Raw genomic sequence first — 13,939 nt, forward strand, 5'->3', positions numbered from 1 at the left:
GCCGGAGCGCGGCCAGCTCTCGCAACCAACCAGGAGGACTCTCAGATGACACAGACGATTCAAGCCACTCGGCAAAACACCCAGAAGGAGAACAACATGAGCCTGGATACTATCCCACAGCCCGTCAGGTCGGGGCGCAACGAACTGGTCCCCTCGCGCTATGCAGTGAAGATCGGCGACATCGACGTGCTGGTGGTTAGCGATGGCGTGCTGCCGCTGCCGAACACCATGCTGGGACACAACGCCGACCCGGCGGCCCGAGCGGCCTGGATACACGACATGTTCTTGCCATCGGACGCGTCCGACTGGCCGCTGAACGTGGTCGTCGTGCAGAGTGGCGAGCAGACCATTCTTGTCGACGCCGGGCTGGGATTGGACCCGGACCTGCATTTGCCGCGGGCCGGGCAACTGATCCAGCGATTGGCAGCTGCCGAGATCGATCTTGCATGCGTCACCGATATCGTGCTGACGCACTTGCATATGGACCATATCGGCGGACTTCTCGTCGAAGGGGTGAAGGATCAATTGCGTTCGGATCTGCGGATCCACGTCGCTGCCGCCGAGGTCGAATTCTGGAAAGCGCCCGATTTCTCTCATACCAAAATGCCGCCGGGATTCCCGGACGCGCTGCGGGCGACCGCCAAGCGGTTCATGGCCGAATATGGAAAGCATTTTCGGACATTCACGGACGAGCACGAACTGGCGCCGGGAGTCATCGTGCGTCGGACCGGCGGCCACACACCCGGACACAGTGTCGTCCGCCTGGCATCCGGCGGCGACGCGCTGACCTTCGCCGGCGACGCCGTGTTCACGGTCGGGTTTGACCAACCCGATTGGCACAACGGTTTCGAGCACGACCCCGAGGAGGCAGCGCGCGTGCGGACCCGTCTGTTGCGGGAGCTGGCGGCCAGCGGCGAATTGTTGGTCGCGACCCATCTGCCATTCCCATCCGCCGGCCACGTGGCGATCGATGGCGACGCGTTTCGCTGGGTTCCGATTTCCTGGGACTACTGATCGTTTGCCGGGTTAGGACCGGGGCGCGCCCTCGTGGCTAATGAGTGCGCGCCCAGGTCGAAAAGCTTCATGGCTTGAAAGTGAAATCCGGTCCGATAGCCACGTCAGCCGGAATGGGCGGCAAATCGGCAAACAGCTCCGGATGCTTCTTCATCACGTTCAGGATCGGCTTGGCGTCGATGTTTTTATTGACGTCGAATGTTGCCTTCAGAACGCCAAGTCGTTGTAACCTGTCCTGCGCACTCCAGAGCGCCTTGTAGCTATTTGCCGAAAGACGTCGATCAAGCTGCTGGACATTAAATTCCATAGCGGCTTCGGCGATCTCCGGCTTCAGGCCGGGAATCCAGCGAGTGCCGATCTGGGCGGCGGCCTTGGGATTCTTGCGCATCCACTGGTCGGCCTGTGAGGTCGCGGCCAGGAATTTCTCTGTCGTCTCCGGATTCTTCTCGACCCAGGACCGAAGCGAGACGACATAGCCGAGATAGGCGATGACATCACCGCCGCGGATCACTTCGAAGGCACCGGGGACGTCCTTCTGCGCGATGATCGGCCATGGATCCCAGCCGGAGAACGCATCGATGCCTTTGGCGAGCAGCGCGACGGTCATATCCGGTGGCGGCGTGTTGACCAGCTGGACGTCGTCGGGCTTGAGACCGGCCTTTTCCAGCAGCGCCAGGATATAGAGATGGTTGATGGTGCCGAAGGAGGTCGCAATCTTCTTGCCCTTGAGGCTCTTGAGGTCGCCCTTGACGATGCCCGATCCCTCGCGGGCAATGATCGCCATGGTCGCATCCGAACCGGACTTGGTGGCGCTGCCACTGTAATTGCCGAGTGCCACGAGATCCATGCCACGCAGCACGGCGCCGATCATCGGAACGCCGACCTGCAGGATCTCGGTCTCGCCAGCCTGCAGCGCGTTCAGCGCATCAACGCCGGTCGCGTAGGGGCGTGCAATGGTGACATCGAGACCCTGCTTCTCGAAGTAACCACGCTCCAGCGCTACCGGGATCGCCAGCATGTCGATGGCGCTGACCATGCCGACATTCAGTTTCGTCAATGTCTGCGATTGTGCCGGCACGCAAGCCAGCATCACAGCAGTTAAAGCCCATAATATGCGTTTCAAAATCAGTCCTCCTCCTTGATTGGCCCCACGCTCGTGACCCAGTAAGGCCGGGCAACCGCGTTGAGGTCCGTTCGTTTCACACCCCTTAGTCCGATGGAATGATCGTCGGCTCCGGCGATCCGCCCATACTTCTGAAACGCCAGAACGTGAAAACGCTCCGGCGTAAACGGCATATCGATCTGGATATTGACCTTGTCGGACGCGCCGGCGAGCTCTTTGGAGATCTTGCCTGGCGCCTCGATGCTCAGCCAGCCCTGAAACACGGCCCACGCGGCAATGACAGCGAGCACCACACGCCCGCGCGTCGAACGAATGACATCTCGCGCGATACTCATGCGGCCCGCACCATTTGCAGCACCTGCGCCGATAGACGCTTGAACGTTTCATCCTCGATCAGGTGATCCCAGACGCGCGGACGCGGAAGGTCGACCTTGATCTGATCGAGCACGCGGCCCTTGGACAGCACGACGACGCGGTTCGCAAGAAACACGGCCTCCGCCACATCGTGTGTGATGAAAATGACGGTCGGCTTGCGCTCCTGCCAGATCCGCGTCAGCTCCTCCTGCAGTGTCATGCGGGTCTGCGCATCGACGCTGGCGAACGGCTCGTCCATCAGCAGCACGGCCGGATTGTTGGCCAGCGCGCGGACGACGCCGACGCGCTGCTGCATGCCGCCGGACAATTCGTTCGGGTAGCGATCCGCGGCATGCGAGAGACCGGCGAGCGCGAGATATTCCCGCGCAGTGCGGTCGCGCTCGTCCTTTGGCACGCCCCGCATCTTCGGGCCGAAGCCGACATTCTCCAGCACCGTCTTCCACGGGAAGAGGGCGAACGACTGGAAAACAACACCGCGATCCGGACCCGGTCCCTTGACGAGATTGCCGTCGATCAGGATTTCACCACCCGTATAGGGGATGAAGCCCGCGATCATGTTCAGGATCGTCGTCTTTCCGCAGCCGGAGGGACCAACGACGGAGACGAATTCGCCTTGCTCGACATCAAGCGAGACGTCGTGGACGGCGGTGACCTGCGATCCCGCATAGGGATCGAAATAGGTCTTGCGAAGATTTTTCAGCGACAGCGTTTTCATGACGTAACCAATCCCCACCGCTGGCCCGTTGCGCGCTCGATCGGCGCAAGGATCCAGGCATCGACGATGTACCAAAGAGTGCCGAGAACGATCATGCCGAGCAGGATCTCGACCGTTGAGCCGGCACGACGTGCATCGAACATCATGAATCCGATACCGCTGGTGCCGACGATGATCTCCACCGCGATCAGCGCGCGCCAGCCATAACCGAGGCCGTTGCGCAGGCCGGTAATGATATTCGGCAACGCACCGGGCAGCGTCACTTCCCACAACACCCGTATCGGCGACGCGCCGAGGCTCTGCGCCGCACGGGCCAGATCGCGATGTACCGACTGCACGCCGAGCACGGTGCTCAGCACGATCGGGAACAGCACGGTGTAAACGATGACAAAGGTCATGGTGGTGAGGCCGAAGCCGAACCAGATCAGCAGGATCGGCAGCCACGCAATATCGCCGATGGCTTGAAAGAACAGCAGCACCGGCCAGCAGATGCGATGTGCGAGGCGGCTGGAGCCGATCAGGATGCCGAGCGGAATACCCAGGGCGACGCCGATGGTTGCGCCGAACAGCAGCCGGATCAGACTGTCCTGCAGATAGTCCGGCAGAATTCCCTTGTAGGTGAGGGAGATGAACGACCGCATCACATCCACCGGCGCCGGGAAGAAGGCGCGCGGAAACATGCCTGAATTGGCGACGATGCTCCAGATCGCCACCACGGGAATAAACGGCACGATGGTCGCGATAATTGGCCACCGATGCGTCGCGCGCACGTAACCGCTCCAGAATTTCAGTGCAATGTTCATGTGCGCCTCACCAGTCCCCATCGCTCGATCGTCGCGCGTTCCAGCGGAACGAGCAGCAACCGGTCGATGAATAGCCACAACACGCCGATGACGATCATGCCGAGCACGATCACTTCGGTGCGATAGAAGTCACGGGCGACGAACAGCATGTAGCCAAGCCCAACATTGGTCGCGATCATCTCCGCCGCGATCAGGCCACGCCACGCGAAGCCGAGCCCGGTGCGCACGCCTGTCACGATATTGGGTAGCGCACCCGGCAGCAGCACTTCGGTGAGCAAGGCCCATCGTCCGGCACCGAGCGAGGCGGCCGCATTGCGGATCGTCATCGGAATGGTGGAGACACCGAGCAGCGTGTTGTAGGCGACCACAAAGAAGACGGCGTTGAAGATCACGAAGATGATCGCGCCGAAGCCGTAGCCGAACCACAACGTCGCGATCGGTATCCAGGCGATGCCGGCAAGCACAGAGAAGAAGCGAAACAGCGGCGTCAGAAATGCCGAGACCGCAGGGCTCACGCCCATGGCGATGCCAAGCGGAACGGCGACGAGCACGCCGAGAAACGTGCCCAGTCCCACACGCAGCATGCTCGCGCCGATATGGCGGATGAGCGAGCCATCGCCGATCGCGGCAACCGCTGCTTCCGCCACCGAGCCGACCGACGGAAAAATCCGCGGATTGACATTGAACAGCGGGACCACGATCGCCCAGATGGCGACGAGCACCAGCAGGGGCGCCACGAACAAGGCTGCGCCCACCAGCGAGTTCATGCCGCGCCAGGCGACGCGTGACCGCAATTTTTGACCGGGCGCAACGAGCACGCGACCTCCCTTTGACCAGCGTTCTGGCCGCTTTGTTTTTATCTGCGAGGCTCTCGGCTACGCAGTTTAGTACTCAAATCTCGTCTGCGAACGGCGGCACTTCGCCGCCGTCCTGGTCACGTCACGGCGTATCCGCCGTCGATGACGAGGATCGTCCCCGTCACGAAAGACGCCGTCGGCGAACACAGATAGAGCACGCCACCCAGAAGGTCCGATGATTTGCCCCAACGGCCCAAGGGTGTGCGCCCCAGAATGACCTGGCTACGTTCCGGGCTGGCCTGCAGATCGGTCGTCAGCGGCGTGGCGATCCAGCCTGGCGCGATCGCGTTGACGCGAATGCCGTCATTCGCATAGGCGATCGCCAGCGATTTCGTCAGTTGTGCAATACCGCCTTTGCTGGCGGCATAACCGGGAACGAGGCCGCCGCCGAAGAACGACAACATGGATGCCAGATTGACGATCGCGCCCTTGGAACGTGCCAGCAGTGGCCGCGCGGCGGCGCACATCCGCATGGTGCCGTTGAGATTGATATCGACCACCGACTGGAAGACCGCGGGGTCGAGTTCTTCGCCGCGACGGATGACGCCGGCGCAATTGACTATCACATCGAGTTCGCCGAGCGACCCGACAAGGGACTTGATCGCGCTGTCGTCGCGGACGTCGAGCTGATGCGCCTGAGCCTCGCGCAACACCGAATCCGAACGTGCCCGCTCGATCTCCGCTGTATTCACGCCGGTCGCGATGACCTCCGCGCCGGCCTCAACGAAGCCGCGCGCGAGGCCCGCGCCGATCCCTGACGTTCCGCCCGTCACCAGCACGCGTTTTCCCGCATACCAGATCGACGCCCATGCGGCCGACGGATTCTCCTCGATCATGTTGGCACCGTCTGCCATCAGCGCACGAACTGGTCGACGTAGTCACGGCCAAGGCCGACGGACTCGTAGTGGGCGCGGCACATATCGATCTTGGTGAAGACGTCCTCATAGCCGACGTGCTTGTTGTTCTCATCGAGATACAGCATCGATCCTTGGATGTTGAAGAAGGTGATCATCTCGGAAACGTCCTCTGGGACGACCAGCGTGTGGATCTCACCCGGAGGCTCGAACACGTAGGAACCTTCCGTCGCCACCCACTGGTGTTCGCGGTAGAACCACTTGCCGCGCAACACGAAGCCGTGCACCGGATTGGGATGCAGATGCCGCGATAATACGCCGGCGCGTCGCACGCGCAGCAGATTGCACCACTGCCCCTGTCGTGTGTTCAGCATCAGCGGACGAAACCAGACGTCCGGCGCCTGCGGCACCCAGATGCGCTCGTCCTCGGGAATGGCGACGACGGCGATTTCCGGCGATGCAAGAACGTGCGTCGATCCGATCATGTCACGATACATGGGGCTTCCTCTTTGTTTTTTTCGTCGTCGCGGTTGAGACCCGCGTTATGCCTTCAGGCGACGCAGTCGCGCGACGCTTCGAGAGTTTGAATTGCGTGTAGCCGAGCACCTGTTCCATGGCGGTCTTGGCCTTCTTTGCATCGCCCGCGGCGATCGCGCGCGCGGCGGCCGCGTGGTTTGGCAGATTGTCTTCGAACCAGCCGGGGCTGCCGACCGCAACAAGAAACACCGCGCTCAGAATGGTATCGATGGCGCCGCGAAAACCCTGCAACACAGGGTTATGCGTCGCATCGAGAATGGCGAGGTGGAATGCCTTGTCCGCCTTGATGGCGCTTTCCTGATCGTGCGAGGTTTCCATACCGACCAGTGCGGCCTCGATGCGCAACCTGTCCTGCTTGGTGCTCCGCGTTGCCGCGAGCGCCGCTGCTGCCGGCTCGATGATCAGTCGGACTTCCTGAATCGCCATCAGAAGATCGCGGTCCGGTTCGCCGCCGCCGACCAGCCATCCCAGCACATCGCGATCGAGCAGGCTCCAGTCGCGGCGCGGCAAGACGTGCGTACCGTAACGCGGACGCACGCTGACCATTCCTTTCGCAGCAAGGGTCTTGATCGCTTCCCGGATGACGCCGCGCCCGACACCGAAGCGCGCCTCCAGTTCCGGCTCGGGGGGGAGGGTCGCGCCAATCGGGATAATATCCTGCGCGATTTCGCAGCCGAGCGTGGTCAAGACCGAATTGATACGGCCTGGCTTGCTTCCCCGCTCCAGCGATTTCGTAGGACTTCGTGCCACGAGTGTTCTTCCCCGCTTGTTTGCTCAGTGGCCTATCTCACGTTTTCAAAGCGAATGCAATCATCCGATGTTTAACATCGGATGATTGATTTGCGGTGCACAATGCTTTGCCCGATCGCAATTCAAGTTTGAAATTCATGGCAAAGCGGCCGCGACAGATGGTCGGCTCATGCAGCGCGCGGCCAATTGTTTTTTCGGGGAACGAGATTGGCTGTTCCGCCGTTTTCAGAGACACCGGGCTGCTTCAGTTCCAGCAGAGCCAGCTTGCTTTGGCTCGGAAAAATCAGGAGAAAGAAAATGATGTCCGAAACTCAAGTCCACACCATTGCCCGACAGATGCTTGATCGGCACGGCGGCGCGGCCATCGCTCATGCCGCTCAGAATGCACTGACATGCGAGCGCAAAGGTCAGGTGGAAGAAGCCAACGAGTGGCGCCACGTGAAGGATGCCATGAAGATTATGCAGGGCCCGCATCAGAGTTGAGGTTGCGACGCCGCTTTGAAATGGCCAGACGCTCACGGGATCGGTCAAGTCAATCGTAATGGATGCGTCTGCGACCAAATGGACCGTTCGGCTCATCGCAGCGCCAGCGATCGTCTGTAAGAAGTATAGCTGTCAATCGGTGACTTCTGCTTCCAGGACGTTCTCTTGCCTTCGGTCGCCGTCAGAGCGCAATGTTGCTCGGTAACGGCCAGGCGATAGGCCGTGATGTCGATGGAAGAGCTTCGAAAACGCGGCAGTCGTCTCATAGCCGACACAGGTCGCAATCCGTGCGATCGCCTCGTCGCTTGTTTCAAGCAAGAATGCAGCCTCCGACATCCGGCGCGCGATCAGATAACTGTACATGGACTGGCCGACGAGCTTGGTGAAGCGCGCCGAAAACGCCGAGCGACCTAGCCCAACCCGCTGCCCGAGGTCATCAAGAGTCCAGGGCCGATCCGGTCGTTCGTGGATCAACCGAAGTGCCGGTCCGATGTGCGGGTCCGCCATCGCGCCCAGCCACCCGCCTTCTCCGGGACCAAGCGACTTAATCCAGTTTCGCAGAACCTCGACGAAGAGCACTTCTGTCAGCCGCGACAGCGCGACGCCCTGGCCGGGGCGCTCACTCGCCGACTCGCTCACCATGCGTCGCAGAATCGCCTCGAGCCACGCGCCATCCTCCGTGGGCTTCAGGAGAAGCACGGGCGGGAGTAAGTCCAGCACGCTGCCGCGTAAGGGCCGCGCCACGGTGAACTTGCCGCAGATCATCGTCGCATGCGGCTGCGCGTTGCCGCCGTGACGAACGACGCCACGATCCGCGGCCGATCGATCGAAGTCGAGAACCGAAAATGGCGCCGTCCGGCGATCCGAATAAATCACATGTGGCTCGCCCCGTGAGATGACGACACAGTCGCCCGCGGCCATGTGAAGCTCTTGTCCCTGTTCGAGCGCGAGGGTCGCTGAGCCACGACTGAGATAGTGGAACATGGCGTACGGGCGTTGCGGCAACGCCAGATTCCAGGGATGGCCGAGCTCGAAGTGGAACAGCAAAGTCCCACCGAGACGAACGCGGTCGAGTACTTCGGCGAGGATGTCCATAGCGGCAATAGTAATTCCGCGGACGATCCGACGCAATACTTGGACGATTGAGCTCTACCGTCCGAGATATCTTCATATTAGGTCCTGCCAAGCGCGCGGACGCATCGTGCGGTCATCCATACCCAGAGCGGCAGATGGACGACCGCGAGCTTGCTTAAGCGCGTGCGCGTCCCCGACCTCGCGTCGTCCGTTATCCAACAGGAGCTACTAATGCGAAATCTTCTCCTTTCAACCGCCGCCGTCATTATGGTCGGTGCGGCATTTGCCGCCCCAGGCCAATCGGCTGAGCTACCCAAAGGGGCTGCTCACAATATCGTGCTCGTCCATGGCGCTTTCGTCGACCAGACGAGTTGGCAGCCCGTTGCCGACATCCTTACCAAGAAGGGCTACAACGTCACGCTCGTCGAAAATCCGCTCACCTCCCTTGCCGCTGACGTCGACGCCACCAAACAGGCCCTGGCGAAGCAGGACGGCAAGACCGTTCTCGTCGGCCACTCCTGGGGCGGCGTGGTCATCACGCAAGCCGGTAACGATCCCAAGGTTTCGGCACTCGTCTACGTCTCCGCTTTCGCGCCCGACGTGGGACAATCTCTCGCGGCCCTCGCCAAGAGCGGTCCTGCGACCGAAGGTGGTGCGGCGATTCATCCCGACGACAAGGGCAACCTTTACATCGACCCCAAGGTGTTTCCTTCGGCGGTCGCGGCTGACCTTCCCCCGGAGATCGCCGTGCACCTGGCTAACTCGCAGCTTCCGTTGAATCACGTTGCATTCGAGGCGCCCGTCGACATTGCAGCCTGGCGCGACAAGCCGACGTTCTATGTGATCAGCACCAAGGACAAGGTGATCGCACCCGAGGCCCAGAAGTTTTTCGCCGGCAAGATGAAGGCTCAGACGACGGAAGTCGCCGGCAGTCATGCTTCGCTCGTTGTTCATGCGAAGGAAGTCGCGGCGGTGATTGAAAAGGCCGCGCTGGTGAAGTGACACGACCGCTCCCGGCATTCGTACCGGGAGCGCTCCACAGGTCCCCCACTCGATTACTTCATACCAGACATCCGGAGAATGACATGACTGCACTCGACATCACGAGTGAGGACGCCACGCTTGAAACGGCACCCACACGTTACATCGAAGGTCGCGGAATCCGCTTCGCCTATCGCCGCCTCGGCCCATCGACCGGAACGCCGCTGGTTCTTCTGCAGCACTTCTCGGGCAACATCGATGCGTGGGATCCCGCCGTCGTCAACGCCCTCGCCGCTGATCGCCCTGTGATCGCCTTCAACAACGCCGGGGTCGGTCGCTCGAGCGGTCAAACGCCCGACAATGTCGCGGCGATGGCACGGGACGCGGTCGCCTTCATCAACGCGCTTGGCTTCTCCGAAGTCGACCTGCTGGGCTTTTCCCTCGGCGGATGCATCGCCCAGCAGATCGCTGCCGAGCACGGACGTTTGGTCCGCAAGCTCATCCTCGTCGGCACCGCGCCCAAAGGCGGAGAGGAACATTTGTTAGCGGTTCTCCAAGAAGCGTTTTCCCAAACCGATGCACCGGATCCCCGCCTGCCGCTGTTCTTCACGAAGTCGTCCGCCAGCCAATCGTCCGGCCTGGCGTTCCTGAAGCGGACGCAGGTGCGTAAGGACGATAGGGACACCGACAACGGCAGCGCGGTCACCGATCCGCAGGCCAAGGCGCTGCTCACTTGGTGCGCCACACCTGATCCCGAGCACGCCATGCTGCGCGCCATCCGCCAGCCCACTCTTGTGGTCAGCGGTAGCCACGACACCATGCTTCCAGCAAACAATGCCTACGCAATGTTCAAAGAACTCAGCAACGCGCAGCTGGTCCTCTATCCCGATTCAGGCCACGGCGCTCTGTTTCAGCACAACGAGATTTTCGTCAGTCACGTCCGGACTTTCCTGAACGCGTAACCGGCGGCCGCATGATCGCTGGCGAGAGGTCGACGCGATCATACGCACTTTATCCATGAGAGTTATTTCGGAGGATAAAATGAAAATAGAGAAAGTCGAGGTCGAACGTTTCAGCCTTACGAGCTTAAAGCCATTCGATGCCGTTGTGGCCGCGCTCAAGTCGGCTGTCGGGCAGCCCGACATAGTCGAATTTTTCAAGGCGTCGAGGGCGGCAAATTCCTTCCCGGAGTTGGAGCGCGTTGTGCAAAGCGGGCTCGGCCGCACGGGCTTTATGCTTTTCGCTGAATTCGACTTGGGCGCGGTTCTGCGTCGTGAAACCGGTTCAAAGATGCCTAACAGCATGCGGTTTTTGGTGGGAAATCCACTCATCATGAAAGAAATGGTCAAATACGTACCTGATGCTGGATCGTACGCTCCAGTTACAATCCTCATTGATGAACGTTCCGATGGCGTGCATCTCTCCTATGACAGAATGGAGAGCTATCTCTTGCCATATGGCAGCGCAGAAGCACTCGCCGTCGCGCGCAACCTCGATGCGAAAATCACGACCTTGCTGCGCGAATGTGCAAACTAAAACTTCCCGATGACGTTTCGGTCGGTGGAAGTGAGCGTCTCAAAGCGGCAATCGCGCAACGCGAGAACGCAACTTCGTGACGCGAGCGAGACGAATGGCCATTAAACCAGGAAGAGCATTCCGACATGTACAAGAAACCTCTTGCCCTCCTCATCGCGACGGCTCTTTCGACGATGGCTGTCACGGCTGCTCCTGCCGCCAGTGCTGAGCCGCTGGATGCCGCGACCCTTGACACCATCAAATCGCAGTTTGGCAGGCTCATGGAATTGGCCAACAACCACGATTTCAAGGCTCTGCACGAGATGTTCTGGCAATCGCCGTCGACCCTGTTGGTGGCGAAGAGCGCGATCCCGTCCGAGGGGAACTGGGCCGGCTTTTGGGGCAACGAAGCTATTGATCAAAAGCTGCATGACATCGGTAGCTCCGGTCCGGTCGTGCTCGAGCCAGATTATTCGAAGCTCAAGATTGTCAGCCTAACGCGCGACGTAGCAGAGTCCTATGTGCCGATGAACATCACGGTCTCATATGCGGGACAGGATGGGACAGCAAGGCCGTTTCTGATGATCATCAATTGGCTTCGCGTCGGGAAGGACTGGAAGGTCGCTTCCGAAATCATTCTGCCGGTGCCGCCGACGCCCGCTGCGAAGGGCTAGGACCCCAGGCATCTGTTAAGCGACATCTCGCCGAGGAGTTCAGGTCGGGAGCCAGCCTTCGGATATTTGCGGCAAACATCCTAGAGCTTGAGCGTCTGCTTTGCGCCATAAGCGGCCATCGACCGTCCACCACCGCGATACCGGGCTTAACTCGCTGAATCTTTTAACCAGGAGGAAATCGTCTCGTTAAGATAGTCGGGCACTTCATGCTGAATGAAGTGGCCAACTCCAGGAACGATTTTGACCGTGAGATTGTCGGGGTTTTCCATCCATGACTTTTCGAGATCAAGAGTGCTCAGTAAAGCATGGCTCTCTTCGATTCCGTGCACATGCAACACCGGGCATTTGATCACGGCACCGTAGATTTTCTTCATGGTCGGATCGAAGAGGTTAAGCGCTAACTGAGAGAGACTGTAGTTGGCTTTGTAATAGGCCATTATGGACAAGATGGACGATTTTGAGAAAGCCTCAATATAACGACGCTTAACCTCTGGATTTACAACCCAGTATGCCAAATCTTCCGCAGTCAGATTGTCGCCCTTGCCTCGAGCGAAGAACCGTGTGGCGTAAGCGCTGGCCCTCGTCTGCGCGATAGGATGATTCCAGGGGAGCAGTTCCTTGGTGATGGCGCCAGGATGAGGAACGCTGAGGACGACAAGTCTTTCGACCAGATCCGGATTTTGCCCGGTGAATAGCCATGACAAGGCGGCACCCCAGTCGTGCCCAATCAGGATGACCTTGCGACCGTTTCTCTCTGCGTTGATCACGGCGCGGATGTCATCGAGGAGAACCGAAAACTTGTAGTTCTCGACGCCTTCTGGCCGATCGCTCAAATCGTACCCGCGCAGATCAAGAGCGACCACCTGATAGTTTGCTGAAAATATCTGGATCTGATTTCGCCAAGAATACCAAAAGTCCGGAAATCCGTGCACGAACACCATCAGCGGCTTTTGATTGGATCCCATTGTGACGTAGTGGATTTTCGTTCCCGCATTGTCCGCATACTTGTGCAGAAGGTTCGGATCCTTATCGATATCAACGGCAGGCTCGCTCAAAGCGGCCGGGATTTTATTGTGCCAGACGGCCTCGTCTGAAGTCTCCCCGGAAGCAACCTGAGTGAACATCGCAGTGAACATGGCGGCTCCTAAAAGCAACATTGAGCGGATTCTGGAGGCCATCTCAGTGATCCCGTTCGCTAGAACAGTTGCCGAAATCGAAGTTCCTCGAACTCATTTGAGTATTTCCTGCGCAGCAATCTGAGGGATTTGCATATGCCCGCGTGCAACTTCTGGATTGCGATTTGATAACGGTGATATGGCGGGACATATTTACTATGGTGATTGCCATAGTATGGCGATCACCATAGATGTGTCAAGCGAGGCGTGGTATGCTGACGGATGCCCCGTAAGACCGACGCCCGCGATCGCGCGATTGCCACTGCCGAGCGACTGTTTCGCATCCAAGGCTACACTGCGACCGGATTGAACCAGATCATTCAAGAAAGCGGCTCGCCTAAGGGATCGTTCTATTTTCACTTTCCGCGCGGCAAGGCACAGCTCGCCGAAGAAGCAATCGATCACTACGTTGCGAGGCGAATTGCTGTATTGCGGGATATCTCGGCGAATACAGCGGGAGATGCTCTGAATTTCGTTCATCGGCTTTTCGGCACATTCGCCGCCGAAATGGTCGCCTCTGATTTCCAGTATGGATGTCTGATGCAAAATCTGGCGAATGAGCTGCCTGCGCTCGACGCTGAGCTGACCAAACGGGTAGCGCGCGGATTTGTTGATTCGACCGAGATTGTTGCGGAGCATTTTAGGGGGTGCGGTTTCGCTTCCGCGCGCGCATCTTCTACCGCAGCGGCATTGGTAGCCGCTGTCGAAGGCGCGCGAACAATCGCTCGCCTGGAACGCACGCCGGCGATATTCAAGGCTCTGGCGGATGTTAGCGTCCAGGGGTGGGCTGCCCGCAAAGGGTGATCCAGGATCAGTGTTAGCGCCCGGCGGCGCGGATAGTAGCTGCGATCCTCGACCGTCTTGTCGCTGCAATTGCTGTCACCGGCCGCCCCTAACGCCTCCTCTCGATGGCGACGATGTCAGCTTCGGGTCATTTCAGACGAATTCAGCGGGGCGCGATCTCGTCCGCCACACGGTGTCAATATGATCGATTGACCGCTTTGCGCCA

At 59.7% G+C, this 13,939-nt stretch carries 18 protein-coding genes; 7 read left to right on the forward strand and 11 right to left on the reverse strand.

Going from position 1 to position 13,939, the window contains the following annotated elements; genetic code table 11:
* Positions 1-96: 96 nt before the first annotated feature.
* Entirely contained in the window at positions 97-1,014 is a 918-nt protein-coding gene (locus A4A58_RS09575) for an MBL fold metallo-hydrolase (RefSeq protein WP_244499716.1), read from the forward strand.
* Positions 1,015-1,081: 67 nt separating this feature from the next.
* Here A4A58_RS09575 and A4A58_RS09580 read toward each other — a convergent pair whose 3' ends face one another.
* From A4A58_RS09580 to A4A58_RS30235, 9 genes are all read right to left on the reverse strand, one after another.
* The gene (locus tag A4A58_RS09580; RefSeq protein ID WP_068731301.1) at positions 1,082-2,137 is read right to left on the reverse strand and encodes an ABC transporter substrate-binding protein; all 1,056 of its coding nucleotides are present in this window, start codon (positions 2,135-2,137) and stop codon (positions 1,082-1,084) included.
* A 2-nt stretch (positions 2,138-2,139) separates the two neighbouring features.
* The gene (locus tag A4A58_RS09585; protein ID WP_068731303.1) at positions 2,140-2,472 is read right to left on the reverse strand and encodes a hypothetical protein; all 333 of its coding nucleotides are present in this window, start codon (positions 2,470-2,472) and stop codon (positions 2,140-2,142) included.
* Positions 2,469-3,227 carry an ABC transporter ATP-binding protein gene (locus A4A58_RS09590; RefSeq protein WP_068731304.1) on the reverse strand — a complete coding sequence of 253 codons (759 nt, stop codon included), beginning with the start codon at positions 3,225-3,227 and terminating at the stop codon, positions 2,469-2,471. Before A4A58_RS09590 ends, A4A58_RS09585 begins: the two co-directional genes overlap by 4 nt.
* A complete protein-coding gene (locus A4A58_RS09595; protein ID WP_068731306.1) occupies positions 3,224-4,030 on the reverse strand; it encodes an ABC transporter permease in 807 nt (268 codons plus the stop codon). Before A4A58_RS09595 ends, A4A58_RS09590 begins: the two co-directional genes overlap by 4 nt.
* A complete protein-coding gene (locus A4A58_RS09600) occupies positions 4,027-4,848 on the reverse strand; it encodes an ABC transporter permease (protein ID WP_244499711.1) in 822 nt (273 codons plus the stop codon). Before A4A58_RS09600 ends, A4A58_RS09595 begins: the two co-directional genes overlap by 4 nt.
* Before the next feature lie 116 nt (positions 4,849-4,964).
* A complete protein-coding gene (locus tag A4A58_RS09605; protein ID WP_244499712.1) occupies positions 4,965-5,741 on the reverse strand; it encodes an SDR family NAD(P)-dependent oxidoreductase in 777 nt (258 codons plus the stop codon).
* Positions 5,741-6,238, reverse strand: a complete 498-nt coding sequence (locus A4A58_RS09610) for a 2,4'-dihydroxyacetophenone dioxygenase family protein (protein WP_244499713.1) — start codon at positions 6,236-6,238, stop codon at positions 5,741-5,743. Before A4A58_RS09610 ends, A4A58_RS09605 begins: the two co-directional genes overlap by 1 nt.
* Complete coding sequence (locus A4A58_RS09615; RefSeq protein ID WP_068731310.1) at positions 6,228-7,028, reverse strand: FadR/GntR family transcriptional regulator; 801 nt, start codon at positions 7,026-7,028, stop codon at positions 6,228-6,230. Before A4A58_RS09615 ends, A4A58_RS09610 begins: the two co-directional genes overlap by 11 nt.
* A 37-nt stretch (positions 7,029-7,065) precedes the next feature.
* Entirely contained in the window at positions 7,066-7,263 is a 198-nt protein-coding gene (locus A4A58_RS30235; protein WP_139069819.1) for a hypothetical protein, read from the reverse strand.
* Positions 7,264-7,325: 62 nt separating this feature from the next.
* Between A4A58_RS30235 and A4A58_RS31450 the strand changes: the two genes are divergently transcribed.
* Complete coding sequence (locus tag A4A58_RS31450; RefSeq protein ID WP_068731311.1) at positions 7,326-7,511, forward strand: hypothetical protein; 186 nt, start codon at positions 7,326-7,328, stop codon at positions 7,509-7,511.
* Between the two features lie 132 nt (positions 7,512-7,643).
* On the opposite strand, the gene A4A58_RS09625 is transcribed toward A4A58_RS31450, so the two are convergent.
* Positions 7,644-8,606, reverse strand: a complete 963-nt coding sequence (locus tag A4A58_RS09625) for an AraC family transcriptional regulator (protein WP_068731312.1) — start codon at positions 8,604-8,606, stop codon at positions 7,644-7,646.
* 210 nt (positions 8,607-8,816) lie between these two features.
* On the opposite strand from A4A58_RS09625, the gene A4A58_RS09630 reads away from it, so the two are divergent.
* The 4 genes from A4A58_RS09630 to A4A58_RS09645 all read left to right on the forward strand — a co-directional run bounded on the left by A4A58_RS09630 (position 8,817) and on the right by A4A58_RS09645 (position 11,755).
* Positions 8,817-9,587: an alpha/beta hydrolase gene (locus A4A58_RS09630; RefSeq protein ID WP_068731313.1), complete on the forward strand. Its 771-nt coding sequence runs from the start codon at positions 8,817-8,819 to the stop codon at positions 9,585-9,587.
* Between the two features lie 83 nt (positions 9,588-9,670).
* On the forward strand, positions 9,671-10,528 hold the full coding sequence (locus A4A58_RS09635; RefSeq protein ID WP_068731317.1) for an alpha/beta fold hydrolase: 858 nt from the start codon (positions 9,671-9,673) through the stop codon (positions 10,526-10,528).
* Positions 10,529-10,607: 79 nt separating this feature from the next.
* Positions 10,608-11,102 carry a DUF302 domain-containing protein gene (locus tag A4A58_RS09640; RefSeq protein ID WP_068731393.1) on the forward strand — a complete coding sequence of 165 codons (495 nt, stop codon included), beginning with the start codon at positions 10,608-10,610 and terminating at the stop codon, positions 11,100-11,102.
* 125 nt (positions 11,103-11,227) lie between these two features.
* The gene (locus A4A58_RS09645) at positions 11,228-11,755 is read left to right on the forward strand and encodes a hypothetical protein (protein WP_068731318.1); all 528 of its coding nucleotides are present in this window, start codon (positions 11,228-11,230) and stop codon (positions 11,753-11,755) included.
* Between the two features lie 146 nt (positions 11,756-11,901).
* Here A4A58_RS09645 and A4A58_RS09650 read toward each other — a convergent pair whose 3' ends face one another.
* Entirely contained in the window at positions 11,902-12,933 is a 1,032-nt protein-coding gene (locus A4A58_RS09650; protein ID WP_244499714.1) for an alpha/beta fold hydrolase, read from the reverse strand.
* A 219-nt stretch (positions 12,934-13,152) separates the two neighbouring features.
* On the opposite strand from A4A58_RS09650, the gene A4A58_RS09655 reads away from it, so the two are divergent.
* Complete coding sequence (locus A4A58_RS09655) at positions 13,153-13,734, forward strand: TetR/AcrR family transcriptional regulator (RefSeq protein ID WP_068731319.1); 582 nt, start codon at positions 13,153-13,155, stop codon at positions 13,732-13,734.
* The last annotated feature ends 205 nt before the right edge of the window (positions 13,735-13,939 follow it).

Source organism: Tardiphaga robiniae, from assembly GCF_001618955.1.
In the GTDB taxonomy this organism is placed as follows: Bacteria; Pseudomonadota; Alphaproteobacteria; order Rhizobiales; family Xanthobacteraceae; genus Tardiphaga; species Tardiphaga robiniae_A.

Bases quoted from the DNA above. Each gene is read 5' to 3' on its own strand.
- A4A58_RS09575 (WP_244499716.1), top strand. From the start codon at position 97: ATGAGCCTGGATACTATCCCACAGCCCGTCAGGTCGGGGCGCAACGAA.
- A4A58_RS09585 (WP_068731303.1), bottom strand. From the start codon at position 2,472: ATGAGTATCGCGCGAGATGTCATTCGTTCGACGCGCGGGCGTGTGGTG.
- A4A58_RS09590 (WP_068731304.1), bottom strand. From the start codon at position 3,227: ATGAAAACGCTGTCGCTGAAAAATCTTCGCAAGACCTATTTCGATCCC.
- A4A58_RS09595 (WP_068731306.1), bottom strand. From the start codon at position 4,030: ATGAACATTGCACTGAAATTCTGGAGCGGTTACGTGCGCGCGACGCAT.
- A4A58_RS09605 (WP_244499712.1), bottom strand. From the start codon at position 5,741: ATGGCAGACGGTGCCAACATGATCGAGGAGAATCCGTCGGCCGCATGG.
- A4A58_RS09610 (WP_244499713.1), bottom strand. From the start codon at position 6,238: ATGTATCGTGACATGATCGGATCGACGCACGTTCTTGCATCGCCGGAA.
- A4A58_RS31450 (WP_068731311.1), top strand. From the start codon at position 7,326: ATGATGTCCGAAACTCAAGTCCACACCATTGCCCGACAGATGCTTGAT.
- A4A58_RS09625 (WP_068731312.1), bottom strand. From the start codon at position 8,606: ATGGACATCCTCGCCGAAGTACTCGACCGCGTTCGTCTCGGTGGGACT.
- A4A58_RS09630 (WP_068731313.1), top strand. From the start codon at position 8,817: ATGCGAAATCTTCTCCTTTCAACCGCCGCCGTCATTATGGTCGGTGCG.
- A4A58_RS09635 (WP_068731317.1), top strand. From the start codon at position 9,671: ATGACTGCACTCGACATCACGAGTGAGGACGCCACGCTTGAAACGGCA.
- A4A58_RS09640 (WP_068731393.1), top strand. From the start codon at position 10,608: ATGAAAATAGAGAAAGTCGAGGTCGAACGTTTCAGCCTTACGAGCTTA.
- A4A58_RS09645 (WP_068731318.1), top strand. From the start codon at position 11,228: ATGTACAAGAAACCTCTTGCCCTCCTCATCGCGACGGCTCTTTCGACG.
- A4A58_RS09650 (WP_244499714.1), bottom strand. From the start codon at position 12,933: ATGGCCTCCAGAATCCGCTCAATGTTGCTTTTAGGAGCCGCCATGTTC.
- A4A58_RS09655 (WP_068731319.1), top strand. From the start codon at position 13,153: ATGCCCCGTAAGACCGACGCCCGCGATCGCGCGATTGCCACTGCCGAG.